Genomic DNA, 24,249 nt, shown 5'->3' with positions numbered 1-24,249 from the left:
GTCGAAAAGTGTCAGTAAGCAGTGACTACTTACCGAACACGAACGGCATAACGATGCCGATGAGGGCGAGCGCCTCACAGAAGGCGAAGCCGAGAATCTGGTTGGCGCGGATCAGACCGGCAGCCTCGGGCTGACGGGCCAGGGCCTGGGTGCCGTTACCGAACACGATGCCGACGCCGATGCCGGGGCCGATCGCGGCGAGGCCGTAGCCGATGGAGCCGAGGGAGCCGGAGACGCCTGCGGCGAGTTCGAGGGTCGCGGACATGCCGTTACTTCCTTCTCTTTCATGGACCGGTGGGGGTTGGCCACCGGGCGATCTGGGGGCGTGAAAGCCGGGTCTTACTCAGTGGTGCTCGGCGAGAGCGCCCTGAATGTAAGTAGCGGAGAGGAGCACGAAGACGTACGCCTGGACCGCCTGCACGAAAAGTTCGAAGAGGATCATGACGATGGTCATCACGAACGAGATGCCAGCGGCCGGGATCATGAAGCTGTTCAGCAGGTACCAGGAGGCGACGGTGAACATCACCAGCATCAGGTGACCGGCGAACATGTTGGCGAAGAGTCGCACGGCGTGCGTGAAGGGACGCACGAGCAGGTTCGAGAAGAACTCGATGAACGACACGAGCCACTTGATCGGGCCCAGCGAGTTGTCGTAGCCGGTGATGTTCTTCCAGCCGCCGACGAACCCGTGGCGCTTGAAGGTGAGAGGCACCCAGATGAAGTAGACGACGGCCGCGAGAACGATCGGGTACGCGATGACCGACGAGACCGGGAACTGAGTCAGCGGGATCACGGACCAGATGTTCATGATCCAGATGAAGAAGAACATCGAGACCATCAGGGGGACGTACTTCTCGCCCTCCTTCTTGCCCATGGTCTCGTAGACGATGCCGCGGCGTACGAAGTCGTAGCCGGCCTCACCGATCATCTGCAGCTTGCCCGGGACGACCTTGGCCTTGCCGAACGCCATGTAGAAGAAGCTGACCACGACGAGAGTCGTCAGCAGGGCGAGCAGCATGACCTTGTTGAACTCGAACCCGCCGACCTCGAAGATCGGCTTGAAGAGGAACGAGTGCAAGCCCGGAGCCGGGAAGCCACAGCCGTTGTCGGACATGATCCGACAGCTCCAGTCAAAGGCGAGCTCAGTTTGGTCAGCACTCACCGCGGGCTCCTTCGGCGTGACGCATAGGTACGGCAACCTCGTTGTCGTGTCGGCGCGGCGCGCAGCCGCGGTTCGGCACCAGACTGGTGTTTCGGATGTGGGCGCGGCGTTCAGGCATCGAGCCTCGCGATCGTGCAGGCGTCAGCTCAGATGCCCGCGCCGGCAGTGCCGCAGTTGGCACCGGACGATAGCAGCATCTCGAACGCGCATTTATCCCGGCCCTACCCTTCACGTCGAGGACCCCGACTTCTCCGGCTTGTCCTTCTGCTCGGAGTCGGGATCGACGTAAAGGATCTTGGCCTTCATGAACGCGCGGGCCTGCGACGCCATCCACACGACGGTCGCGACCACGAGACCCACGGCGAAAGCCTTGGGGTTGAACAACGTGGTGTCCTTGAAGAGAGCCACGAAGACAAGAAGCAGCAGGAGTTGGGCGACGTAGAGCATCAGCCCCATCGCCTGGAACAACTGCGGAAGCGATTTCGCCGTGCGTTGAAGCACGAACATCCCGAGCCCCATGAAGACGATGACCACCAGGGTGCCGACGACCGCACCGAGAGCCCCCTTGCCGCCCGCGACCACGGCGCTGACCGCTGCGGTGATCGCACCGGCGGCAGCAGTGGGTACGGCGGACAGAAGAAGAGTTCGGGTGTCTTGAGACGGCATGGCGGCGCTCCGCTTACTGATGGGGGCAGGGTGTCGTCATGGACGAGCGTAGTCCGGGGTCGAGAGTGTCCCTCGGGCCGGTGGACCGTCGCACTACGGTCCTTCGGCTCTATCCCCTGGTTTCGTGAACGGTATCACAAACTATTTGATGAGGTCTTTACCTGCTAGGTGTGCCCGGCGTCACACATGAGAGTTAATCCGCGCGTATGTGCACGCAGGGCGGCAGCTTGTCTGGTATTGGGCGAGTTTGCCTGCGGCGGTCAGCTGGACGACTCGGCCTTGTGCCGGTCCTCGATGCGAGAGCGGGTGCCGACGGCCGTCGCCCCGTTGACGCCTGACTCGACCGGAGGGCGGTCCCCCGCCTCCTCTTCCGCCTCGTGCGTCTCACCGGTCGCCTCCGCGGCCGCTGTCTTGCGCCGCCGGTATCGCGGCGGCACGAAGGACTCCGCCCAGCGCGGGATGTGCGGCCTGAACCGCGGCAGCATGAGCAGCACCAGGCCCACCGCGCTCAGGGCGACGATCAGCAACAGGATCCACATGCTGGCCGAGTGGACCGAGTAGGCCACCGTGCCGAAGCCGATCAGCGCCGACCAGAAGTACATGATCAGCACCGCGCGGCTGTGGGAGTGGCCGATCTCCAGGAGGCGGTGGTGGAGGTGACCGCGGTCGGCAGCAAACGGCGACTTGCCGTTCCACGTACGCCGGACGATCGCGAGGACCAGGTCGGCGAACGGGATCGCGATGATCGTCAGCGGCATCAGGAGCGGGATGAAGACCGGGAGCATCGCGTGCGTGGCATCGCGGGTGCCGCCGAAGTTCAGGCTCAGGGCGTCGCCGTCGATCTGACCCGTGGCGGAGATCGCACCCGCCGCGAGGACCAGGCCGATCAGCATCGAGCCCGAGTCCCCCATGAAGATCCGGGCGGGATGGAGGTTGTGCGGCAGGAAGCCCAGGCACATGCCCATCAGGATCGCGGCGAAGAGCGTCGCGGGGGCCGCGGCCTCGATGCCGTAGCCGTACCAGATGCGGTAGGCGTACAGGAAGAACGCCGTGGCCGCGATGCACACCATGCCCGCGGCGAGGCCGTCGAGGCCGTCCACGAAGTTCACCGCGTTGATGGTGATGACGACGAGCGCGACCGTCAGGAGCGTGCCCTGGCCCTGGTCAAGGAGGACCATGCCGAAGCCCGGGACCGGGATCCACAGGATCGTCAGGCCCTGCAGCACCATGACGCCGGCGGCGATCATCTGGCCGCCCAGCTTGATCAGGGCGTCGATCTCGAACTTGTCGTCCAGGACGCCGATCAGCCAGATCAGCGCGGCACCGGAGAGCAGCGCGCGCGGTTCGTTGGAGCGCTCGAAGACGTCGTTGAGATTCGGCAGGTGGTCGGCGACGAGGAGTCCGGCGCACAACCCGAAGAACATCGCGATACCGCCGAGCCGGGGCGTGGGCTCCCGGTGCACGTCGCGGGCGCGGATCTCCGGCATGGCGCCGGCCACGATCGCGAACTTCCGCACCGGGCCGGTCAGCAGGTAAGTCACCGCGGCCGTGATGCAGAGCGTAAGGAGGTATTCACGCACGGGCTTCCCCACAGGTATCGCTGGCCATCTCAGCCCCACACCCTAGCTCTGCGTGCATATGGTTGGGGACTTCCGGGTAGCGACGATGGTTGCACGAGTACGCGCCTTCCCCTGACGCCCCTACCCCGACCTAGCCCGTATACGGCGGAAATCTGCCCACCAGTTTTCGCACTTCCTCCCGTGCTTTCGAGTCGTTCGTTTCCTTGGATTCGTCACGCACCGCATCGGCGAAGAGGTCGGCGATCCGCACCATCTCCGTATCCGCCATCCCCTGCGTGCTGACGGCCGCGGTGCCGAGCCGCAGTCCGCGCCCGTCGGCGTAGGGCAGGGCGCAGGTGTCGAGGACGAGACCGCGGGCCGCGAGTCTGCCGCGGGCGGTGTGCGCGTCGACGCCCAGGGGCGCGGGGTCGGCCAGGATCAGGTGCGTGTCGGTTCCGCCGGTGGTGATCGCGAAGCCCGCGGCGGCCAGCGCCCGGGCCAGGACGCGTGCGTTGGCTACCGCTCGGTGGGCGTACTCGGTGAAGGCCGGGGTTTCCGCCTCGCCGAACGCGACCGCCTTGGCGGCGATCGTGTGCATCTGCGCGCCGCCCTGCGTGAAGGGGAAGACGGCCCGGTCGATGCGCGACGCGAGCTCGGTCCCGCACAGGATCAGGCCGCCGCGCGGGCCGCGGAGCACCTTGTGGGTCGTGGCGCAGACGACGTCGGCGTACGGCACGGGGCTCGGGGCCGCTCCCCCGGCGATCAGGCCCATCGGGTGGGCGGCGTCGGCGATGAGGTACGCGCCGACGTCGTCGGCGATGTCGCGGAAGGCCGCGTAGTCGATGTGCCGCGGGTAGGCGATGGAGCCGCAGACGATCGCCTTCGGCCTGTGCGAGCGGGCCAGCACCCTGACCTGGTCGTAGTCGATGAGTCCGCTGTCCGGGTCGGCGCCGTACCCCACGAAGTCGAACCAGCGCCCCGAGAAGTTCGACGGTGACCCGTGCGTGAGGTGGCCGCCGTACGGCAGGCCCATGGCCAGGACGGTGTCGCCGGGGCGCAGCAGGGCGGCGTACGCGGCGAGGACCGCGGAGGAGCCGGAGTGCGGCTGCACATTGGCGTGCTCGGCGCCGAAGAGGGCCTTGGCGCGGTCGACGGCGATGCGCTCGGCGACGTCCACCAGCTCGCAGCCGCCGTGGTGACGCGCGCCGGGGTAGCCCTCGGCGTACTTGTTGGCCAGGGGCGAGCCCAGTGCGGCGAGCACCGCCGGCGAGGTGAAGTTCTCCGCGGCGATGAGCTGGAGGCTGGACGCCTGCCGGTCCTGCTCCGCGAGGAGTACCTCCGCCATCTGGGGGTCCGCGCGTCGAAGCGCGTCGAAGTCAGCGGGCGCCGTCGGGGCTGCGGTGGGTGCGGTGCTGACCGGCATCTTTGGCTCCGGGCCTCGCGAGGGGTGAGGGCCCCTCCAATGTAGGCCCGCCACACCGTGCTCGCGCGGCGTCCCGCGTCCGGAAAGCGCAGAGAAAGGTTTAGGCCTTGGCCCGCACGCCCGTCAGCGCCGTCACCACCGGATCGAGCGCTTCGCTGATCTCGTCGCCCACCGATCGGAAGAAGGGCAACGGCGCCCCGTAGGGGTCGTACACCTCGTCCGCCTCGGCTGTGGGCGCCAGGAGCCAGCCCCGCAGCGCCGCGGCGGCCCGCACGAGGGCCCTGGCCCGCTCGACCACTCCCCCGTCGGGGTCGGGCAGCGTCGCGGGGTCTATGGCCCGCACGAGCCGCGTGAACTCCTTGAGCGTGAAGGTGCGAAGGCCCGCCGAGTGGCCCATCGAGATGACCTGCGCCCGGTGGTCCCGGGTGGCCGTCAGGACGAGGTCCGCCCGGATGACGTGCTCGTCGAGGAGCTCGCGTCCCTTGAAGCCGGACGCGTCCGCGCCGAAGTCCGCGAGCACCGCCTCGGCGTTGGTCTCCATGGGGGCGCCCTCGTGCCCCCACGTGCCCGCGCTCTCCACGATCAGGCCGCCGGTGAACGGATCACCCAGACGGTCGGCCAGGACATGCCTGGTCAGCCGCTCAGTGATCGGCGAGCGGCACACATTGCCGGTGCTGACGTGGAGGATGCGGAACGAATCGGGATAAGCCGCTATGCCACGCCCCGTCTCAGGGGCTGTCAATTCGCCACCTCGAGGTCGGGTACCACCTTGCGGAGCTCCTCCGCGGACAGGGCGCCCGCGCGCAGCAGCATCGGCACCTTCCCGGTGACGTCCACGATGGAGGAGGGAACGATGCCCGGCGTCGGGCCGCCGTCCAGGTACACGGAGACGGAGTCGCCGAGCATCTCCTGCGCGGCGTCACAGTCCTCCGGAGCGGGGTGTCCCGTGAGGTTCGCCGAGGAGACCGCCATGGGGCCGACCTCGGTGAGCAGTTCGATGGCGACGGGGTGCAGCGGCATCCGGATCGCGACGGTCCCACGGGTGTCCCCGAGGTCCCACTGGAGCGACGGCTGCTGCTTGGCGACCAGGGTCAGGGCGCCGGGCCAGAAGGCGTCGACGAGCTCCCAGGCCGACTCGGAGAAGTCGGTGACCAGGCCGTGCAGCGTGTTCGGGGAGCCGATGAGGACAGGGGTGGGCATGTTGCGGCCACGGCCCTTGGCGTCGAGCAGGTCGGCGCACGCCTCCGGCGTGAAGGCGTCGGCACCGATCCCGTAGACGGTGTCGGTGGGCAGCACGACCAGCTCGCCACGGCGGACGGCCGACGCGGCCTCGCGCAGACCGGTCGTACGGTCGGTCGCGTCGTTGGTGTCGTATCGCCGTGCCATCTAACGGGCCTCCTCGTACACGTACTGCTGGCTTGAAGTGGTGGGGCTCACGGCATCGCCTTGCGTGCGGTCGCGAACCTCGGCCGGTTGTTGAGGTCGGGGTGGTCGGCCGCGTCCGCCCAGCCCCGCTCCTCGGTGAAGATCCACGGCACCTGGCCGCCCTGCGTGTCCGCGTGCTCGATGACGACGACGCCGCCGGGCCGCAGCAGACGGTGGGCGGTGCGCTCGATGCCGCGGATCAGGTCGAGACCGTCCTCGCCGGAGAAGAGCGACAGCTCGGGGTCGTAGTCGCGGGCTTCCGGAGCGACGTACTCCCACTCCGTGAGCGGGATGTACGGCGGGTTCGATACGACGAGGTCGACCTGGCCGTCGAGCTCCACGAGCGCGTCACGGGCGTCGCCCTGGGAGAGCTTGACCCTGGACCCCTCGACGTTCTTCCGCGTCCACTTCAGGGCGTCCTCGGAGAGCTCCACGGCGTGTACGCGCGAGCGCGGGACCTCCTGCGCCATGGCGAGGGCGATGGCCCCGGAGCCCGTGCAGAGGTCGACGATGAGCGGCTCGACGACGTCCATCGCACGCACCGCGTCTATCGCCCATCCGACGACCGACTCGGTCTCGGGCCGCGGCACGAAGACCCCGGGCCCGACCTGAAGTTCGAGATAGCGGAAGAAGGCGCGCCCGGTGATGTGCTGGAGCGGCTCACGGGCCTCACGGCGCGCGATCGTCTCCCAGTAGCGGGCGTCGAAGTCCGAGTCCTTGACGGAGTGCAGCTCGCCCCGCTTCACGCCGTGCACGAAGGCCGCGAGCTCCTCCGCGTCGTTGCGCGGCGAGGGCACGCCGGCGTCGGCCAGCCGCTGGGTGGCCTGAGCCACTTCCGCGAGCAGCAGGTTCACGCTGGTCCTCCGGGGGCAGTGCGGTTGTCGGGTACTTACGCGGCCGCGAGCTTGGCTGCGGAGTCCGCGTCGACGCAGGCCTGGATGACCGCGTCGAGGTCTCCGTCGAGCACCTGGTCCAAGTTGTACGCCTTGAAGCCGACACGGTGGTCCGAGATCCGGTTTTCCGAGTAGTTGTACGTCCGGATCTTCTCGGAGCGGTCGACCGTGCGGACCTGGCTGCGACGGGCGTCCGCCGCCTTGCTCTCCGCTTCCTCCTGCGCCGCGGCAAGGAGCCTGGAGCGCAGAATACGCATCGCCTGCTCCTTGTTCTGCAGCTGGCTCTTCTCGTTCTGGCAGGAGGCCACGACGCCGGTGGGCAGGTGCGTGATGCGCACCGCGGAGTCGGTCGTGTTGACGGACTGGCCGCCGGGGCCCGACGAGCGGTAGACGTCGATGCGCAGGTCGTTCGCGAGGATCTCGACGTCGACCTCCTCGGCCTCCGGCGTCACCAGGACTCCGGCCGCCGAGGTGTGGATCCGGCCCTGCGACTCGGTGGAGGGCACACGCTGCACGCGGTGTACGCCGCCCTCGTACTTCAGTCGCGCCCAGACGCCCTGGCCGGGCTCGGTCGCGCCGTTGCCGCCCTTGGTCTTCACGGCGACCTGGACGTCCTTGTAGCCGCCGAGCTCGGACTCGGTGGCGTCGATGATCTCGGTCTTCCAGCCCACGCGCTCCGCGTACCGCAGGTACATGCGCAGGAGGTCGCCGGCGAAGAGCGCCGACTCGTCGCCGCCCGCGCCCGCCTTGACCTCGAGGATGACGTCCTTGTCGTCGTTGGGGTCACGGGGCACCAGGAGAAGCCGCAGCTTCTCGGTGATCTCCTCGCGCTGCCGCTCCATGTCCTTGACCTCGGCGGCGAACTCCGGGTCCTCGGCGGCCAGTTCACGGGCCGTCGCGATGTCGTCGCCGGTCTGCTTCCAGGCGCGGTACGTCGAGACGATCGGGGTCAGCTCGGCGTAGCGCTTGTTGAGCTTGCGCGCGTTGGCCTGGTCGGCGTGGACCGACGGGTCCGCGAGCTTCGTCTCCAGATCGGCGTGCTCGCCGATCAGTTCCTCGACCGCCTCGAACATCGGGGTCTCCTGAGTTTTCTACGCGAAGGTACTGCGCAAGGGTTCTACGCGAAGGTGGCTGCTGCGATCAGACGGCAAAGCGCCGGTCCCAACCGTCCCCTCCCGGGGGCGGCCGAAGACCGGCGCAGTGGCTCGCTACTTGTTGGCTGCAGCCTTGCCGAAGCGGGCCTCGAAGCGGGCCACACGGCCACCGGTGTCGAGGATCTTCTGCTTGCCCGTGTAGAACGGGTGGCACTCGGAGCAGACCTCGGCGCGGACGCGGCCGCTGGAGATCGTGCTGTGAGTGGTGAACTCGGCGCCACAGGTGCAGCTGACCTGGGTCTCGAAGTACTCGGGGTGGATGTCGCGCTTCAAGGTGTCTCCTAGTTTCGGGAGGGCGCCGGGTCGTACGCGCGGATTGCTCGTACGTGAACCGGGGCCGACGGTCCAGTCTGCCAGGACTGGTCGCATCTGCCCAAACCGGGGTGGGTGCCGTTCTATTCCCGGCGGGCTCCGGACGCGGCTGGTTACCGGCCGCGACGTCTAGTCACTGGTCACGACATCGCTCGCGTCGCCCTTGTCGCCCGCGGACTTCTCGGTGGCGGACTTGGGGATGGGCTTGTCGGCCTTGAGCGCGGCCCAGACCTGCCGGTCGGCCTTCTCCAGGGGCAGGACACGGTTGGGGTCCGCCGGGTCGTACTGGACGGGCATCGTGACCATCTTCATGTCGCCCGCGCCGATGCCCTTGAGGCCGCCCGCGAAGCCCGCGAGGCTCTTGACGTCGTTCAGGTCGGAGTCGGTGGTGATGGCGCTGGTCGCGTCGTTCGCCAGGTCGTAGAGCTTCTTCGGGTTGCTGAAGACGCCGACGTCCTTGACCTGGTTGATCAGGGCCTTGATGAAGGCCTGCTGGAGCTGGATGCGGCCGAGGTCGCTGCCGTCGCCGACGGCGTGCCGGGTGCGGACGAGGCCGAGGGCCTGCTCACCGGTGAGCTGGTGCGTGCCGGCCTCGAGGTTGAGGTGGCTGTCCTTGTCGTTGATCGCCTTCTTGGTGGTGATCTCGACGCCGCCGAGGGTGTTGATGAGCTTCTTGAAGCCGGAGAAGTCCACTTCCACGTAGTGGTCCATCCGGATGCCGGACATCTTCTCCACGGTCTTGACGGCGCAGGCGGGGCCGCCGACCTCGTACGCCGTGTTGAACATCTGCCGCTGGCCGCCCGGGTCCGTCTTGCCGTCGTCCGTCTGGCACTCGGGGCGGGATATGAGGGTGTCGCGGGGTATGGAGACGACGCTGGCCGTCTTGTGGCCCTTGTTCACGTGCACGACCATCGCCGTGTCCGAGCGGGCGGCGCCCTCGTCCTTGCCGTACTTGGCGTTGTCGCCCGAGCGGGAGTCGGAGCCGAGGACGAGGATGTCCTGCGAGCCGTTGTCGACGTTCTGCGGGCGGTCCGTGCCGAGCGCCGCGTTGATGTCGACGCCCTTGATGTTGCCGTTGAGCTTGAAGTACACGAAACCGAGGCCCGTACCGCCGAGGACGATCACCGATGCCGCGGTCCACGCGGTGACGACGAGGACCTTGCTGCGCTTTTCGCGGGGCTTGCGACGCCGACCGCCACCACCTCGGGGCCGCTTCGGCTTCGCATCCGCTGGTGCGCTCTCGTCGGTCATGTGCTCCTCAGTCCTCGTCGGTCGGTTACCCCCTGCTTTCAGGGTCAGGCGTGGTTTGTCGTCACTTGTCAGACGGGGAAACCGAAAGAAGGGTTGCACAGCGCTTTGTGAGCGCCCCGGCGCTCACTCGTGACGCAACGTGCACTCCCTTCCCGGCCTTTTAGCCTCTCACCTGCGGTTTCTCCCGCCCTGAAGCTACGGCCCGTGACCGTAAGAATCTCTTAGGCGTGTGGCCAAGGTCATTCAGGGGGCCACGACACAGAAGGGCCGCCCCCGTCTGTTCGACGGGGGCGGCCCTTTGCTGTGCTGGGACTAGTCGTTGCCGTTGCCCGGCGTCGGGGTCGTCTTCGCGATCTGCATGAGGAACTCGGCGTTCGACTTCGTCTGCTTCATCTTGTCGAGAAGCAGCTCGATGGCCTGCTGCGAGTCGAGCGCGTGCAGCACCCGGCGCAGCTTCCAGACGATCGCGAGCTCCTCCGCGTTGAGGAGGATCTCTTCCTTACGGGTGGAGGACGCGTCGACGTCCACCGCCGGGAAGATGCGCTTGTCGGAGAGCTTCCGGTCGAGCTTGAGCTCCATGTTGCCGGTGCCCTTGAACTCCTCGAAGATCACCTCGTCCATGCGCGAACCGGTGTCGACGAGCGCGGTGGCGAGGATGGTCAGCGAGCCGCCGTCCTCGATGTTGCGCGCCGCACCGAAGAAGCGCTTCGGCGGGTAGAGCGCGGTCGAGTCGACACCACCGGAGAGGATGCGCCCGGAGGCCGGGGCCGCCAGGTTGTACGCACGGCCCAGACGGGTGATGGAGTCGAGCAGCACGACCACGTCGTGACCCAGCTCCACGAGGCGCTTGGCGCGCTCGATGGCCAGCTCGGCGACCGTGGTGTGGTCCTCGGCCGGACGGTCGAAGGTCGAGGAGATGACCTCGCCCTTCACCGACCGCTGCATGTCGGTGACCTCTTCCGGACGCTCGTCGACCAGGACGACCATCAGGTGGCACTCGGGGCTGTTGACCGTGATCGCGTTGGCGACCGCCTGGAGGATCATGGTCTTGCCGGTCTTCGGCGGGGCCACGATCAGCCCTCGCTGGCCCTTACCGATCGGCGCGACGAGGTCGATGATCCGGGTGGTGAGCACGCCCGGGTCGGTCTCGAGACGCAGCCGGTCCTGCGGGTACAGGGGCGTCAGCTTGTTGAACTCCGGTCGCCCGCGCCCGGATTCGGCCGCCATGCCGTTGGCCGAGTCGAGGCGGACGAGCGCGTTGAACTTCTCGCGGCGCTCGCCGTCCTTGGGCTGGCGGACGGCGCCGGTGACGTGGTCACCCTTGCGCAGACCGTTCTTGCGGACCTGGGCGAGCGACACGTACACGTCGTTCGGACCCGGGAGGTATCCCGAGGTACGGATGAACGCGTAGTTGTCGAGGATGTCCAGGATGCCCGCGACGGGGATCAGTACGTCGTCGTCGGCGACCTGCGGCTCGCTGGCGCCACCGAACTCGTCGCGGCCACGGCGGCCACGGCGGTCGCGGTAACGGCCACGGCGGCCGCGGCGGCCACCCGCCTCGTCGTCGAAGTCGTCCTGCGGGCCGTTGTCGCGCTGGTCCCGCTGGTCGCGCTGGTCCCGCTGCTGACGGTCCTGGCGGTCGCCTCGGTCCTGACGGCCACCGCCCTGCTGGCGGTTGCCGCCCTGCTGCTCGTCGCCCTTGTTGCCGCGGCGGTCGCGGTCGCGGCCACGGCCCTGGCGGTCACGGCGCTCACGGCGGCCGTCGGCGTTGTTGTCACCGGAGCCGTCGCCCTTGGCCTCGGACGGCGCGTCCGTCCTGGCCTCGTTCCTGACGTCGTTCTGCGGCTCGTTCTTCGCCTCGTTCTTCGGCTCGCTCTTCGCCTCGGCGGTGACCGTCTCGGGGCTGCCCGCGTCGGCGGTGGCACGGCGACGGCGTCGCTCGCCCTTGTCGGCACCCGCGGGCTGGCCCGGGATGTCGATCTGCTGCTGGGCGGCGTCTTCGGCCTTGGCCGGCTGCTCGGCCTTGTCGGCCTTGCTCACCTTGGTGGCCTTGTCGGCGTTCGCGGCGGTGTCCTCGCCCGTCCGGGCCTTCGAGGTGGCGCGGCGCTTGGGCTTCGTCTCGGTGTCGCCGGACGAGGCGGGCGCGGCGCTCTTCGCGGGGGCACCGCCCCCGGCCTGCGCCTCCTTGATGACCTCGATCAGCTGGCTCTTGCGCATCCGCGCGGTGCCCTTGATACCGAGGCCGGATGCGACCTGCTGCAGTTCCGCCAGCACCATGCCATCGAGGCCGGTGCCGCGGCGCCGCCGGGACCCGGCCGAAGCACCGGTGGCAGGCGCCGCAGAGGCGTCCGTGGCGGGCGTGTCGGCAGTCACGCCCATCAGATCGGTGGTGTCGCTCACGAAGGGTCCTTCCCTGGAGCGGACGTCGGCCTGTCTGGCTCGGCGACCGGTTGTGCTGTCCGGAGGTCCTCTGGTGTGTGGACCGTGCCGGGGCGGTGGTCCGCCAACGCGCGGCGGAAGAATTCACTGGTGATGGCGAGTCCCGGTGCGGTGCCACTGAGGTGCGGTGTCACTCGGCTCGGTCACGCCGGTTCCGGAGCGTGCTCGGCACCGCTCAGTGCGAGGCACAGAGCAGTTTGGGAGGCTCCCGGAAGGATGGATGTCCCGGACGGGGACACGAAGCACCTCGCCATGGTGGGGTCGGGTGCAGACTTGAGGTTAACACTACCGGATCCAACAAACATTCCCCCTCTTCTAACCGGCTAACGGGTGTCAGGGCGCGAGCGGCAACACGCTCGCGCCGGACGCGTCGAGCGCCAGGCGGTTGGCCGCCCAGCCCTCGCCCGCGAGGCGTGCGACCTTGTCCGCCGCACTCTCATCGACCAGCGCGAGGACCGTGGGTCCCGCGCCGGAGATCATCGCCGGGACACCGTCCGCGCGCAGGCGCTCGACCAGGGCGGCGCTCTCGGGCATGGCTGGTGCGCGGTACTCCTGGTGGAGCCGGTCCTCGGTGGCGGGGAGCAGCAGCTCGGGGCGCCTGGTGAGGGCCTCTACGAGCAGTGCGGCCCGGCCCGCGTTGGCGGCGGCGTCGACGTGCGGGACGGTGCGCGGGAGCAATCCGCGCGCGGTCTCCGTGAGCACGGGCTTTCCCGGTACGAACACCACCGGAACGACGGAGTCAGCGGGGTCCATCCTGATCGCCCGTGCCGCTCCCCCGTCCATCCAGGAGAGCGTGAAGCCGCCGAGCAGACAGGCGGCGACGTTGTCCGGGTGGCCCTCGATCTCGGTGGCGAGTTCCAGCAGGGCGTTGTCGTCGAGCCGGGCGTCGCCGCCTATCGTCACGGCGCGGGCGGCGACGATGCCCGCGCAGATGGCGGCGGACGAGGAGCCGAGGCCCCGGCCGTGCGGAATGCGGTTGGCGCAGACGATTTCGAGCCCGCGCGGCTGTCCGCCGAGCAGGTCGAAGGCGGTGCGGAGGGAACGTACCAGCAGATGCGACTCGTCGCGTGGGAGCGTCTCGCTGCCCTCACCTGCGATGTCGATGTTCAGTCCGGTGTCGGCCACCCGCACGACGACGTCGTCGTACAGACCCAGCGACAGGCCGAGGGCGTCGAAGCCCGGGCCGAGGTTGGCGCTGGTGGCGGGGGTGCGCACCCGGACGGCGGCGGCGCGGAACGCGGGACCGGCCATCGCTCGATGACTCTCCTTGAGCTGCGATCTTTTGAGGACTTGCCACGTGATGAGGCACTACCCGAAGGCCGCTCTGCGGCAGCACCGCGGCATATGCGGCGGGGCGGGTTCGGTACAGCCTATCGAAGGAAGGTTCCGTGGCGACATAGGGCGCACAGGAGGCGCACGATGCGTGTCGTAAGCCCCCTGTGCACCCCCTATGCGGAGTTGCGGGTTTTCCAGGCGGTTATGCCCGCCGTCCGGCTGCGGTTATCCCCGACCGGGACGGTTATGCCAGATCCGGGAAGGTCGCACCAGACCAGTTTCGGCTACGCCAGGCCCAGGCGCTCGGCGGCGGCGGCCGAGTCGACCGGAACCGTGACCGGCTGCGGCGCGCCCGCGACGGCCCAGTCCGGGTCCTTGAGGCCGTTCCCGGTGACGGTGCAGACGATCCGCTGCCCCTTGTCGACCTTGCCCTGCTCGGCCGCCTTCAGCAGACCGGCGACGGAAGCGGCCGACGCCGGCTCCACGAAGACACCCTCCTGCGACGCCAACAGCTTGTAGGCGCGCAGGATCTCACGGTCCGTCACCTCGTCGATGAAGCCGTCCGACTCGTCACGCGCGTCGAGGGCGTACTGCCACGACGCGGGGTTGCCGATGCGAATCGCGGTGGCGATGGTCGACGGGTCCTTGACGATCTCGCCGCGCACGATGGGCGCGGAACCGGAGGCCTGGAAGCCCCACATGCGAGGGGTACGCGTCGAGACCGAGTCGGCGGCGTACTCCTTGTAGCCCTTCCAGTAGGCGGTGATGTTGCCCGCGTTGCCCACCGGGAGGACGTGGATGTCGGGGGCGTCGCCGAGCGCGTCGACGATCTCGAACGACGCGGTCTTCTGGCCCTCGATGCGGAACGGGTTCACCGAATTGACCAGCGCCACCGGGTAGTTCTCCGAGAGGGCGCGGGCGAGGTTCAGGCAGTCGTCGAAGTTGCCGTCGACCTGGAGGATCTTCGAGCCGTAGACGAGCGCCTGGCCCATCTTGCCGAGCGCGATCTTGCCCTGCGGCACGAGGACCGCGCAGACCATCCCGGCGCGTACGGCATAGGCGGCGGCCGAGGCCGACGTGTTGCCGGTGGAGGCGCAGATGACGGCCTTGGCGCCCTCCTCCTTGGCCTTCGTGATCGCCATCGTCATACCGCGATCCTTGAAGGACCCGGTCGGGTTGGCACCCTCGACCTTGAGATGTACCTCGCAGCCCGTGCGCTCGGAGAGCACCTGCGCGGGCACGAGCGGCGTGCCGCCCTCGCGGAGCGTCACGACCGGAGTCGTGTCGGAGACGGGAAGACGGTCCCGGTACTCCTCGATGATTCCGCGCCATTGGTGGGTCATTACTGACTACTCCCCTTCAACCCGCATGATGCTGGCGACACCACGCACGGTGTCGAGATTCCGCAGCGCCTCGACGGTGCCGCTGAGGGCGGCGTCGGGCGCGCGGTGGGTGACGACGACGAGAGAGGCCTCGCCGTCCTTGCCCGTCTGACGGACCGTATCGATCGATACGCCGTGCTCGGCGAAGACCGTCGCGACCTGGGCGAGAACACCCGGCTTGTCGGCTACGTCGAGGCTGATGTGGTAGCGCGTGACGACCTCGCCCATGGAGCCCACGGGCAGCTGGGTGTACGCGGATTCGCCGGGCCCGGTGGTTTCGCCGAGCTTGTGGCGGCAGACGGCGACGAGGTCGCCGAGCACGGCCGACGCGGTGGGCGAACCGCCCGCGCCGGGCCCGTAGAACATGAGCTGGCCCGCGGCCTCCGCTTCCACGAAGACGGCGTTGTACGCCTCGCGGACCGACGCCAGCGGATGGCTGAGCGGAATCATCGCGGGGTGCACGCGCGCGGTGACGGAGCCGCCGTCGGCGGCGCGCTCACAGATGGCGAGCAGCTTGATGGTGCAGCCCATGCGCTTCGCGGACGCGAAGTCGGCGCCGGTCACCTCGGTCATGCCCTCGCGGTAGACGTCGTCGAGACGCACGCGCGTGTGGAAGGCGATACCGGCGAGGATCGCGGCCTTGGCGGCGGCGTCGAAGCCTTCGACGTCGGCGGTCGGGTCGGCCTCGGCGTACCCGAGCGCGGTGGCTTCGTCGAGGGCTTCCTGATACCCGGCACCGGTGGTGTCCATGGCATCGAGAATGAAGTTGGTGGTCCCGTTGACGATCCCGAGCACCCGGTTGACCTTGTCGCCGACGAGGGACTCGCGCAGCGGCCGGATCAGCGGAATGGCACCGGCGACGGCGGCCTCGTAGTAAAGGTCCCGCCCGTGCTCCTCGGCGGCGGCGTGCAGCGCGGCGCCGTCCTGCGCGATGAGCGCCTTGTTGGCGGAAACGACGGAGGCACCGTGCTCGAAGGCCGTGGTGATGAGGGTCTTCGCGGGCTCGATGCCGCCGATCACCTCGACGACGACGTCGATGTCACCGCGTTTGACCAGGGCGGTCGCGTCCGTGGTGACAAGTGAAGGATCGATTCCGTCCCGCACCTTCGACGGCCGGCGCACGGCCACCCCGGCGAGTTCCACCGGGGCGCCGATCCTGGCCGTGAGGTCGTCGGCGTGCGTCGTCATGATGCGCGCCACCTCTGAGCCGACAACCCCACAGCCCAGCAGCGCCACCTTCAGCGGACGCGTACGCATCATCCGACCTCACTTCTCATACATCTACAGTGGGACCAGTCTCACCCACCGGATCGCAGTTTCTATCCACGGTCCGGATGATGAGACATCTATTTCACTGGCCGATACCGGGCCAGTCGCTTCTCTCGGCCCTCTTCCGGCCGATTATTTCCTCAGCCGACATCGAGACGCAGAAGATCTTCCTCCGTCTCGCGCCGGACGATGACCCGCGCCTCCCCGTCCCGCACGGCGACGACCGGCGGACGCAGGGCGTGGTTGTAGTTGCTCGCCATGGAACGGCAGTACGCGCCGGTCGCGGGCACGGCGATCAGATCGCCCGGAGCGAGGTCCGCCGGAAGGAACGCGTCCTTCACCACGATGTCCCCGCTCTCGCAGTGCTTGCCGACGACACGCACGAGCATCGGCTCGGCGTCGGACTCGCGCGAGACCAGCGCGACGCTGTACTCGGCGTCGTAGAGAGCCGTACGGATGTTGTCGGACATGCCGCCGTCGACAGAGACGTACGTACGCAGTCCTTCGAGAAGCTTGACGGTGCCGACCTCGTAGAGGGTGAAGGCGGTGGGCCCGACGATGGCACGCCCCGGCTCGACGGAGATACGAGGAGTCCTGAGATTGGCGGCCTCGCACTCACGCGTGACGATCTCGCTCAGCGCCTTGGCGATCTCGTGCGGCTCGCGGGGGTCGTCCTCGGAGGTGTAGGCGATGCCGAGGCCACCGCCGAGGTCGATCTCGGGAAGCTCGACGCCGTGCTCGTCACGGATCTCGGCGAGCAGCTGGACGACGCGGCGGGCGGAGACTTCAAAGCCCGCCATGTCGAAGATCTGCGACCCGATGTGCGAGTGCACGCCGATGAGCTCAAGCCCATCGAGCCGCAGGGCCCGCCGCACGGCCTCGGCGGCCTGCCCTCCGGCGAGGGCGATGCCGAACTTCTGGTCCTCGTGGGCGGTGGCGATGAACTCGTGGGTGTGGGCCTCGACGCCGACGGTCACGCGGATCTGCACGGGCTGGCGCTTGCCGAGCCGCTCGGCGATGTGCGAGACGCGGGCGATCTCCTGAAAGGAGTCGAGGACGATGCGCCCGACACCGGCTTCGATGGCCCGCTCGATCTCTTGCGGGGTCTTGTTGTTTCCGTGAAAGGCGATGCGGTCGGCGGGCATGCCGGCGTCGAGGGCGGTGGTGAGCTCGCCGCCGCTGCACACGTCCAGATTGAGCCCCTCCTCGTGCAGCCACCTCACGATCGCCCGCGAGAGGAAGGCCTTCCCGGCGTAGAAGACGTCGGCGTCGGCACCGAAGGCGCCGCGCCAGGCGTGGCAGCGGGCGCGGAAATCGGCCTCGTCGAGGAAGTAGGCGGGGGTACCGAACTCCTCGGCGAGCCGGGTCACCTCCATGCCGCCGACGGTGACGACACCGTCGGCGGTGCGCCCGACGGTCTGGGACCAGACCTTCGGATCAAGGGAATTCAGGTCGTCGGCCGGGGCGGTGTAGTGCCCTTCGGGTACTACGTCGGCGTGGCGGGGCCCGGCGGGGTGGGCGGAACGGCTCATGTCGCGGTCGTCTCTCTCAGGTCAGTCACGTAAGGCGCGTCGGTCGCGTGCGTCGCGTTGGTCGCGTAGGGCGCGTCGGTCGCGTGCGTCGCGTCAGCCACGTCGGTTGCATTCGTCACGTCAGTCGCGTCTTCACGTGTCACAAGTACTCGGGGGCGCTGATGCCGAGCAGGGACAGGCCGCCTGCGAGCACCGTCCCGGCGGCTTCGGCAAGGGCGAGCCGGGCGCGGTGGGCGGCCGAGGGTTTCTCGTCACCGAGCGGCAGAACGTCAGGCTGAAAGGCGAGGAAGGCATCGGCGACGACGACGAGCTGCCGGGCGAGCCGGTCGGGCGCACGGTGCCGGGCGGCCGCGGCGAGGATGCGGGGATGGTCGACAAGAGCGTCGAGAAGACCCCACGCCTCCGGCCCGGTTATGTCCCCGGGCTCGGCGGCGAAACCGAGCGCGGCGGCGTTGCGAGTGAGGGCACGGATGCGGGAGTGGGCGTACCGCACACGGAAGAGGGGATTGCTCGCACGCTGGACCAGATGCTCGTCGCTGACGCGGGGCAGATCGTGGCCGGCGGGCCAGAGCAGCGCCCAGCGCCCGGCGTCGCGACCGAGGGGGGTGGGGTCGGCCGGGGCGGGGCGGGGGCGGAGGATTTCCACTTGAACACCCGCGGCAGCGTCCGCCGGGAGCTTTTCGTATGCGTCGATGCATACGCCGAGGCCGGCTGCCGCCGCCCAGCTGGGGTCGGGGGCTTCATCGCAGGTGAGGCGGACGGGGACGCCTTGCGTGCGGAGGATGCGGCGCAGGGAGTCGGCGAGGACGGCGGCGCGGGGTTCGCGGGGGAAGCGGAGGGTGAGGAGGGGGGTGGGGCTTTCCTGCGGGCCGGTGGGGCGCGGGGCGGTGGGGCTGGGGCTGGGGCTGGTCGCCGGGGCCGGGGCGGGCAGAACGTGCCCGTAGTGGGCGCCGCGCTCGAGTACGTCACGTACGAGGGCTGCGCTGCCGCTGCTGCCCCCGGGGGGGATGGTGGTGCCGCTGCCGCTGGTCCCACGGTGGGGGGCGGTGGTGTCGCTGCCGGGGGCTACGGGGCTGCTGCCGGGGGCGAGTGGGCTGCTGCCCGCGTGGCCGCTGGTGTCGCTGCCGCGATCGAGGGTGATGTTGAGGAAGCCGGGCCCGGTGATGTCGATGGCCGCGATGCCGGGCTCCGAGGCGAGCCGCGGGGAGAGCACCTCGGCTACTTGCCGGGGAGAACGCCCGGCGGCGCGGGCGACCTGCAGGGCGACATTGGTGGCGTAATCCCCGCACCCCCCGGGCCGAGGCCGCTCGACGACAACCCGCCAGGGGGCGCCTGCGCCCCCGACATCACTCAGCTTGCCCAGGTCACTGAGGTCGTCAAGGCCACTGAGCTCGCCGTCATCAACGGCACGACGCATGGCGCGCAGCACGGTGCGGGAGAGCTCGACGGGGGTCACGGGTCAAGCGTATGGGAGGAGGGGGGTGGTGACGCGACCTGGTTTCCCTGATGGTCCGGGATGTGGACGGGTGGGGATTGCGGCTGGAGGTTCGGCGGGGCGGAGGCCTTCCCCGGAGGGCCCGGCGGTCGGGGGCTGGGCAGACCAGGCGGGACGGGCGGAGTCGTCCGCTGAGGGCCGAAGGCGGGGCGTCCCCTTGCGAGGGGAGGGTGAGGACCACTTCTTTGCGAGGGAAAGACGGGGCGTCCCACTACGGGGCGAGGGTGGTGAGGGCGGCGAGGGCGGAAAGGGCAGGCAGGGCGGTGAGGCGGTGAGGGTCAACCGCCGGGGCGGCCGGCGCGCTCGGCTTCACCGGCGGCAGCCCCAAACTCACCACTAAGCGCCCCACCGTCGCTCGCGGCCCCACCACGTCGACCGTTCTCCACCAACTGCCGTACGATCCCGAGGAGTTCGGCAGGCTCGAAGGGCTTGGCGAGGAAGGCATCCACCCCGACCTCGAGCCCGCTCTCCACCTCGTACTGGGTGCAGGCGCTGACAATGACGACGGGCAGATCCCGGGTCCGCGGATCAGACCGCAGCCGAGCGGCGGTACGCAGCCCGTCGAGGCGGGGCATCACCACGTCGAGCGTGACGACATCGGGTCTGACCTGCTCCACCACATCCAGGCATTCGGCACCATCAGCCGCGGTCACGACCTCGAAGCCCTCCAGCTCGAGGTTGACCCTGATCAGCTGCCGGATGACCTTGTTGTCGTCGACAACAAGCACGCGGCCTGACACGCCTGACACAACTCGAGAGTAGGTCCGCGCCCACCACCGCGTCCGGCTTTTCCCCACTTCCGCCCCGCGCGAAGGACCGTGCGGCGAAACCAAGGTTGACTCCTGGGACGCAGGGTGCTGATGCGTCCTCCCTCCGCGGCCACGGAGTGCGGAAATACCTGTTCATGGGGAGCCGTTCGGAGCTGGTAGGGTTCTACACGTCGCCGCGCAAACCGCGCCGACACGCCCCCGTAGCTCAGGGGATAGAGCAACGGCCTCCGGAGCCGTGTGCGCAGGTTCGAATCCTGCCGGGGGCACCGTGGATTAGGTGCCCAAAGACCCCGCCGTCAGCGCTTTCGCTGGTGACGGGGTCTTCGCGTATGTCCAGGCGTACTCAACTCGGCGGCACCGTCGGGTAGTTGCAGAGCGGCTCCGGCTTCGACGGAGCGTGCCAGCGGGCTCAAGCATGGTTCCGCGGGCCGCTGGGAGGATGAGAGGTAGGATTGGTGGTATGAGTGAGCCTACCGGCAAGTACTCGATCACCATGCCGCGCGACATCGCCGAGGCCGCCAAGGCTCGGGGAGGGCCGTCCGGCCTTTCTGCCTACGTGACTGCAGCCGTCGCCCGTCAGATCGAGCGCGACAATCTGAACGAACTCATCCAGGTGGCTGAGGCCGAGCACGGCCCCGTGACTGAAGAGGAGGTCCAAACCCTCCGCGACCAGCTCCACCAGGCGCGCCGCGAGCAAACGCACGACGGGGCGAGCGCCTCGTGACCCGGTCTCCCGCCGTTCCCGGCGGCACGCTCGTCCTCGACAGCGAAGGGCTTGCCAAAGCTGTCCTGCGCGACCGGACCGTGACTGGCTGGCTCGCTCTTGCCCGCGCCGATGACCTGCGCGTAGTCACCTCGGCGGCCACCCTGGTGGAAGTGGTTCACCCCCGGATCAACCGCCCAGCCCTGGAGTGGACGCTCTCCCGCCTGGTCGTGGAACCGGTCACCGAGTCGATCGCCCGGCACGCCGCCATGCTCCTTGCCGACGCGAGTCTCCACGGCCACGAGTACGCCATGGACGCCATACTCAGCGCCACAGCGCTGGCCGCCTCCGGCCCCGTCACAGTTCTCACTTCCGACCCGGACGAGCTCACCGCGCTGTGCGGCGGACGTGTCGCCATCATCAAGGTCTGACGTCCTTCCCCACCTCCACGACGAACGATGAGTTTCGTCGTGGTGGACGGTCTGTATTGGCGACACGCCATCGACCGCAACGAGGAGACCATCATGACCGCCACCTACACGTTCGACGTCTTTTCCAGCCTTGACGGTTTCGGCGCCGCAAGTGGCAATTGGACCGGCTACTGGGGCAAGCAGGGCCCCGAGCTCCTCGATCATCGCTTCGCTCTGTACGACGAGGAGCAGCGGATGGTCTTCGGGGCCCATACGTATCGGGCGTTCGCGCAGATGCTGGCCTCCAGCACCGAGGAGTCCGAGGTGCGTGATCCGTGGGTCACGCGGATGCGGAACCTGCCGGCGACCGTCGTTTCGACCACGCTGAAGGAGCCCCTTGACTGGCCGGACGCGGAGGTCGCGAGCGGTGATGCCGTTGATGTCGTCGCTCGACTCAAAGAAGAGTCTGCCGTGCCGTTGCGCTCGCACGGCAGCCTGTCCATGAACCGGGCGTTGATGGCCGCCGGTCTGGTCGACCGGGTCCAGGTGACGCTCTTTCCGGTGATCACCGGCCGGAGCGGCCTGGATCCGATCTTCCAGGGTGCAGACGACTTCGACCTCGATCTGATCGAGTGCCGGACGCTCGACGGTCGTACTCAAGAGCTCATCTATCGGCCCTCCGTGCACGCCTGAGGCTTGACAGTTCGAGCGCCAGGGGTGCGGCGGTGAACATGGAGGAGTAGGTGCCGACCGCCAGGCCGACCAGGAGAGCCAGGGCGAAGTCGGTCAGGGGCGCCTCTCCCAGAGTTGCCAAGGCCGTGAGGATGAACGCTGCGCCCACGCCTGTGTTGATGGTTCGGGGCAGAGTTTGGATAAGGGCCCTGTTTGTGGCTCTGGTTGTGGATGTGATTGTGCGTTTGGTGGTCACTTGAGGTGTTGTTCGGGAGTGAGCATGGTTACGGGTGGGGGTTTTTGTTGTTAGTTCTCTTATTCTGTCGAATACCACCACCGAATCATTTACCGAATAGCCGATCACCGTGAGGAGTGCGGCCAGGAAGACGCCGTCTATCGGTTTGTCCAGCCACGCGAAAATGCCGACGAGGATGACCACGTCGTGGGCCAGGGCGGCGACTGCGGCCGTTCCCAGTACCCAGCGGAATCTGGCCGCCAGATACGCGAGTTGAGCGGCTAGCGCCACTCCGAGGGCGATCAGGGCGCCTTGGCGTAGTTCCTTGCCGAGGTTGGGGCCGATCGATTCGTCGCGGAGCTTTTCGGGTGGCTGGTCATGCGTCAGGTTGCCGATCGTCGCGGTGATCGTCTCTGCCTGGGCGTTCGTCAGGGTGTGGGTGCGGATCGTGAGGCGGTGGGCGTTGGGGGCGTCGTTGGTGGCGGGAGCGTCGTTGGGGATGTCGGGGGTGACGGGAGTGGTGGGGGTGACGGGGGTGTTTGTTGTTTGGACTACTGCTTTGGGGAAGCCTGCCTCCGCCAGGGCCGTTCGCGCTCTTTCCGGGGCGACGGGAGTCTCGGTGGCGTATTCGATCACGCGGCCGCCCGTGAATTCGATTCCGAAGTCGAGGCCCCGTACCGCGATTCCGGCAGTGGCCAGGGTCAGCGCGGCTGCTGAGGCCGCCAGCCATCTGCGGGGGTGGCGCATCAGGTTGGGATTTACGCGAGTCAGGTAGGCGCGGATGGTGCCGATGTCCGCAATGCCGGTCAGGGCGGGACGGCGGCGTACTGCGGGGTGTGCCGCGGCGTAGTCCGCTAGGGCGCGGGTGATGACCAGAGCGCTGAACATCGACGCCAGGACTCCGATGCCCAGCGTGACGCCGAAGCCTCGCACCGGGCCTGATGCGAGGAAGAAGAGCAGGCCCGCGGCGATGAGAGTGGTGATGTTGGAGTCCGCGATCGCGCTGAAGGCGTTGCGGAATCCTGCGGTCAGGGTCGACCGTGGCGTCGGGCGGTCCCGCGCTGCGTACTCCTCGCGGGCACGTTCGAAGACGAGAACGTTGGCATCGACCGCCATGCCGATGGCCAGCACGAATCCGGCGAGGCCGGGGAGCGTGAGGGTGGCGCCGAGCGCTGCGAGGGCGGCGTAGGAGATCAGGCCGTAGGCGGCCAGGGCGACGGTGGCGATGGCGCCCATGAGGCGGTAGATCGCGATGATGAAGAGTGAAGTCAGCGTGGTGCCGATTACTGCGGCCCAGATGCTTGCCGTGATGGCTTGCGCGCCGAGGCTGGCGCCGACCGTGCGCTGCTCGATGATCTCCACCGGTACGGGCAGGGCGCCACCGCTGATGAGCAGGGCCAGTTCGCGGGCCTCGCTGTCGCTGAATGAGCCGGTGATTTGCGTCGAACCGCCGCTGATTCCGGAGCGGCACGGGACCGAGGGGTCTACCTGCGGCGAGGAAATGATCTTGCCGTCCAGGACGATGGCGACCCGGCGGGCCGGGTCGCCTGCCGGATGGCAGGCGGCTTCGCCTGTCAGGCGGGCCCAACCGTCGCGTCCTGGTCCCTTGAAGTCGACGGTGACGTGCCAACCGGCACCGCCTTGCTGGTCGAAGCGGTTGGTGGCCTTCTCGACCTGCTTGCCTGTGAGTGAGGCTGCCTCCAGGTGCAGGGGGTTGCCTGACTCGTCGGCCAGGGTTTGCTGGTGGGGGCTGGACGGCGGTGTGGGGCGGTTCGGGGTGTCGCCGGTTTTCTTAGCTGCGCCGATCACCTGGTGGAAGGTGAGTTCGGCTGTGCGGCCGAGCATGTCCGCCGCCTTGGTCGGGTCCTGGGCGCCGGGCAGCTCCACGACGATCCGGTTGTCCCCGGCGCGGGCGATGGTGGGCTCGGCGACACCGAGCGCGTCGATACGGCCGCGCAGCACCTCCATAGTGCGGTCGGTGGCCTCCGCGCCTGCGTCGGAGGTGGACGTGGGGCGCGTTTCCAGTACGAGTTGCGTGCCGCCGCGTAGGTCGAGTCCCAGGTGGATGGGCACGGTCAGGGCGACGTAGAGGGACAGGGCTACTGCGGCCAGGGCTAGGAGGGCTCTGATGAGCGGGGGGCGGTTGGCGGTTCGGCGTGGGGAGCGGGGGGTGCGTCGGTCCGGGGTGGTGGGTCGGGCTGGGGAGTGGGTGGTAGGTCGGC

General features: G+C 68.6%; 22 protein-coding genes and 1 tRNA gene. 4 read left to right on the top strand and 19 right to left on the bottom strand.

Features of this window, described 5'->3' with window-relative positions; genetic code table 11:
* Positions 1 to 25: 25 nt before the first annotated feature.
* The 18 genes from atpE to AB0I94_RS06015 form a co-directional block, all read right to left on the bottom strand.
* Positions 26 to 265 (bottom strand): ATP synthase F0 subunit C, encoded by a 240-nt coding sequence (gene atpE, locus AB0I94_RS06100; protein WP_055564408.1) that lies wholly within the window; start codon positions 263 to 265, stop codon positions 26 to 28.
* A gap of 78 nt (positions 266 to 343) precedes the next feature.
* Positions 344 to 1,114 (bottom strand): F0F1 ATP synthase subunit A, encoded by a 771-nt coding sequence (gene atpB / locus AB0I94_RS06095; protein ID WP_363308315.1) that lies wholly within the window; start codon positions 1,112 to 1,114, stop codon positions 344 to 346.
* A 276-nt stretch (positions 1,115 to 1,390) separates the two neighbouring features.
* On the bottom strand, positions 1,391 to 1,828 hold the full coding sequence (locus tag AB0I94_RS06090) for a hypothetical protein (protein WP_363308201.1): 438 nt from the start codon (positions 1,826 to 1,828) through the stop codon (positions 1,391 to 1,393).
* Between the two features lie 260 nt (positions 1,829 to 2,088).
* On the bottom strand, positions 2,089 to 3,408 hold the full coding sequence (locus AB0I94_RS06085) for an MraY family glycosyltransferase (protein WP_363308200.1): 1,320 nt from the start codon (positions 3,406 to 3,408) through the stop codon (positions 2,089 to 2,091).
* A 130-nt stretch (positions 3,409 to 3,538) separates the two neighbouring features.
* A complete protein-coding gene (glyA, locus tag AB0I94_RS06080) occupies positions 3,539 to 4,810 on the bottom strand; it encodes a serine hydroxymethyltransferase (protein ID WP_363308199.1) in 1,272 nt (423 codons plus the stop codon).
* A gap of 100 nt (positions 4,811 to 4,910) precedes the next feature.
* A complete protein-coding gene (locus AB0I94_RS06075; RefSeq protein ID WP_363308198.1) occupies positions 4,911 to 5,552 on the bottom strand; it encodes a protein-tyrosine-phosphatase in 642 nt (213 codons plus the stop codon).
* The gene (locus tag AB0I94_RS06070) at positions 5,549 to 6,196 is read right to left on the bottom strand and encodes an L-threonylcarbamoyladenylate synthase (protein WP_363308197.1); all 648 of its coding nucleotides are present in this window, start codon (positions 6,194 to 6,196) and stop codon (positions 5,549 to 5,551) included. The genes AB0I94_RS06075 and AB0I94_RS06070 overlap by 4 nt, the downstream gene beginning before the upstream one ends.
* 47 nt (positions 6,197 to 6,243) lie before the next feature.
* The gene (gene prmC, locus AB0I94_RS06065; protein WP_363308196.1) at positions 6,244 to 7,089 is read right to left on the bottom strand and encodes a peptide chain release factor N(5)-glutamine methyltransferase; all 846 of its coding nucleotides are present in this window, start codon (positions 7,087 to 7,089) and stop codon (positions 6,244 to 6,246) included.
* Positions 7,090 to 7,124: 35 nt separating this feature from the next.
* Positions 7,125 to 8,201 (bottom strand): peptide chain release factor 1, encoded by a 1,077-nt coding sequence (prfA, locus tag AB0I94_RS06060; RefSeq protein ID WP_363308195.1) that lies wholly within the window; start codon positions 8,199 to 8,201, stop codon positions 7,125 to 7,127.
* A 135-nt stretch (positions 8,202 to 8,336) separates the two neighbouring features.
* Positions 8,337 to 8,555 carry a 50S ribosomal protein L31 gene (rpmE, locus tag AB0I94_RS06055; protein ID WP_160507226.1) on the bottom strand — a complete coding sequence of 73 codons (219 nt, stop codon included), beginning with the start codon at positions 8,553 to 8,555 and terminating at the stop codon, positions 8,337 to 8,339.
* Between the two features lie 168 nt (positions 8,556 to 8,723).
* Positions 8,724 to 9,845 (bottom strand): LCP family protein, encoded by a 1,122-nt coding sequence (locus AB0I94_RS06050; RefSeq protein WP_363308194.1) that lies wholly within the window; start codon positions 9,843 to 9,845, stop codon positions 8,724 to 8,726.
* Between the two features lie 312 nt (positions 9,846 to 10,157).
* Positions 10,158 to 12,245: a transcription termination factor Rho gene (rho, locus tag AB0I94_RS06045; protein ID WP_363308193.1), complete on the bottom strand. Its 2,088-nt coding sequence runs from the start codon at positions 12,243 to 12,245 to the stop codon at positions 10,158 to 10,160.
* 372 nt (positions 12,246 to 12,617) lie between these two features.
* A complete protein-coding gene (gene thrB, locus AB0I94_RS06040; RefSeq protein ID WP_363308192.1) occupies positions 12,618 to 13,535 on the bottom strand; it encodes a homoserine kinase in 918 nt (305 codons plus the stop codon).
* Between the two features lie 308 nt (positions 13,536 to 13,843).
* Positions 13,844 to 14,902 carry a threonine synthase gene (thrC, locus tag AB0I94_RS06035; RefSeq protein WP_363308191.1) on the bottom strand — a complete coding sequence of 353 codons (1,059 nt, stop codon included), beginning with the start codon at positions 14,900 to 14,902 and terminating at the stop codon, positions 13,844 to 13,846.
* 6 nt (positions 14,903 to 14,908) lie between these two features.
* Complete coding sequence (locus tag AB0I94_RS06030; RefSeq protein WP_363308314.1) at positions 14,909 to 16,198, bottom strand: homoserine dehydrogenase; 1,290 nt, start codon at positions 16,196 to 16,198, stop codon at positions 14,909 to 14,911.
* 152 nt (positions 16,199 to 16,350) lie between these two features.
* The gene (gene lysA, locus AB0I94_RS06025; RefSeq protein ID WP_363308190.1) at positions 16,351 to 17,742 is read right to left on the bottom strand and encodes a diaminopimelate decarboxylase; all 1,392 of its coding nucleotides are present in this window, start codon (positions 17,740 to 17,742) and stop codon (positions 16,351 to 16,353) included.
* A gap of 139 nt (positions 17,743 to 17,881) precedes the next feature.
* Positions 17,882 to 19,198 carry an ArgS-related anticodon-binding protein NrtL gene (nrtL, locus tag AB0I94_RS06020; RefSeq protein ID WP_363308189.1) on the bottom strand — a complete coding sequence of 439 codons (1,317 nt, stop codon included), beginning with the start codon at positions 19,196 to 19,198 and terminating at the stop codon, positions 17,882 to 17,884.
* 317 nt (positions 19,199 to 19,515) lie between these two features.
* Positions 19,516 to 20,034, bottom strand: a complete 519-nt coding sequence (locus AB0I94_RS06015) for a response regulator (RefSeq protein WP_363308313.1) — start codon at positions 20,032 to 20,034, stop codon at positions 19,516 to 19,518.
* 167 nt (positions 20,035 to 20,201) lie between these two features.
* On the opposite strand from AB0I94_RS06015, the gene AB0I94_RS06010 reads away from it, so the two are divergent.
* The 4 genes from AB0I94_RS06010 (at position 20,202) to AB0I94_RS05995 (ending at position 21,813) form a co-directional block, all read left to right on the top strand.
* Positions 20,202 to 20,273, top strand: a tRNA-Arg gene (locus tag AB0I94_RS06010).
* 194 nt (positions 20,274 to 20,467) lie between these two features.
* Complete coding sequence (locus tag AB0I94_RS06005; protein WP_363308188.1) at positions 20,468 to 20,731, top strand: CopG family transcriptional regulator; 264 nt, start codon at positions 20,468 to 20,470, stop codon at positions 20,729 to 20,731.
* Positions 20,728 to 21,141: a DNA-binding protein gene (locus AB0I94_RS06000; RefSeq protein WP_363308186.1), complete on the top strand. Its 414-nt coding sequence runs from the start codon at positions 20,728 to 20,730 to the stop codon at positions 21,139 to 21,141. Before AB0I94_RS06005 ends, AB0I94_RS06000 begins: the two co-directional genes overlap by 4 nt.
* A gap of 93 nt (positions 21,142 to 21,234) precedes the next feature.
* Positions 21,235 to 21,813: a dihydrofolate reductase family protein gene (locus tag AB0I94_RS05995; RefSeq protein WP_363308312.1), complete on the top strand. Its 579-nt coding sequence runs from the start codon at positions 21,235 to 21,237 to the stop codon at positions 21,811 to 21,813.
* Here AB0I94_RS05995 and secD read toward each other — a convergent pair.
* Entirely contained in the window at positions 21,785 to 24,157 is a 2,373-nt protein-coding gene (gene secD / locus AB0I94_RS05990) for a protein translocase subunit SecD (RefSeq protein ID WP_363308310.1), read from the bottom strand. The genes AB0I94_RS05995 and secD overlap by 29 nt on opposite strands.
* Positions 24,158 to 24,249 lie beyond the last annotated feature (92 nt).

This window comes from Streptomyces sp. NPDC050147 (assembly GCF_040660195.1).
In the GTDB taxonomy this organism is placed as follows: Bacteria; Actinomycetota; Actinomycetes; order Streptomycetales; family Streptomycetaceae; genus Streptomyces.
This window is presented reverse-complemented; position numbering and strand designations above follow the sequence as displayed.

What these genes read in the sequence shown, in the direction of transcription:
- atpE (WP_055564408.1), bottom strand. Translation starts at nt 265, where the DNA reads ATGTCCGCGACCCTCGAACTCGCCGCAGGCGTCTCCGGCTCCCTCGGC.
- atpB (WP_363308315.1), bottom strand. Translation starts at nt 1,114, where the DNA reads ATGTCCGACAACGGCTGTGGCTTCCCGGCTCCGGGCTTGCACTCGTTC.
- AB0I94_RS06090 (WP_363308201.1), bottom strand. Translation starts at nt 1,828, where the DNA reads ATGCCGTCTCAAGACACCCGAACTCTTCTTCTGTCCGCCGTACCCACT.
- glyA (WP_363308199.1), bottom strand. Translation starts at nt 4,810, where the DNA reads ATGCCGGTCAGCACCGCACCCACCGCAGCCCCGACGGCGCCCGCTGAC.
- AB0I94_RS06070 (WP_363308197.1), bottom strand. Translation starts at nt 6,196, where the DNA reads ATGGCACGGCGATACGACACCAACGACGCGACCGACCGTACGACCGGT.
- prfA (WP_363308195.1), bottom strand. Translation starts at nt 8,201, where the DNA reads ATGTTCGAGGCGGTCGAGGAACTGATCGGCGAGCACGCCGATCTGGAG.
- AB0I94_RS06050 (WP_363308194.1), bottom strand. Translation starts at nt 9,845, where the DNA reads ATGACCGACGAGAGCGCACCAGCGGATGCGAAGCCGAAGCGGCCCCGA.
- thrB (WP_363308192.1), bottom strand. Translation starts at nt 13,535, where the DNA reads ATGGCCGGTCCCGCGTTCCGCGCCGCCGCCGTCCGGGTGCGCACCCCC.
- thrC (WP_363308191.1), bottom strand. Translation starts at nt 14,902, where the DNA reads ATGACCCACCAATGGCGCGGAATCATCGAGGAGTACCGGGACCGTCTT.
- AB0I94_RS06030 (WP_363308314.1), bottom strand. Translation starts at nt 16,198, where the DNA reads ATGCGTACGCGTCCGCTGAAGGTGGCGCTGCTGGGCTGTGGGGTTGTC.
- lysA (WP_363308190.1), bottom strand. Translation starts at nt 17,742, where the DNA reads ATGAGCCGTTCCGCCCACCCCGCCGGGCCCCGCCACGCCGACGTAGTA.
- AB0I94_RS06005 (WP_363308188.1), top strand. Translation starts at nt 20,468, where the DNA reads ATGAGTGAGCCTACCGGCAAGTACTCGATCACCATGCCGCGCGACATC.
- AB0I94_RS05995 (WP_363308312.1), top strand. Translation starts at nt 21,235, where the DNA reads ATGACCGCCACCTACACGTTCGACGTCTTTTCCAGCCTTGACGGTTTC.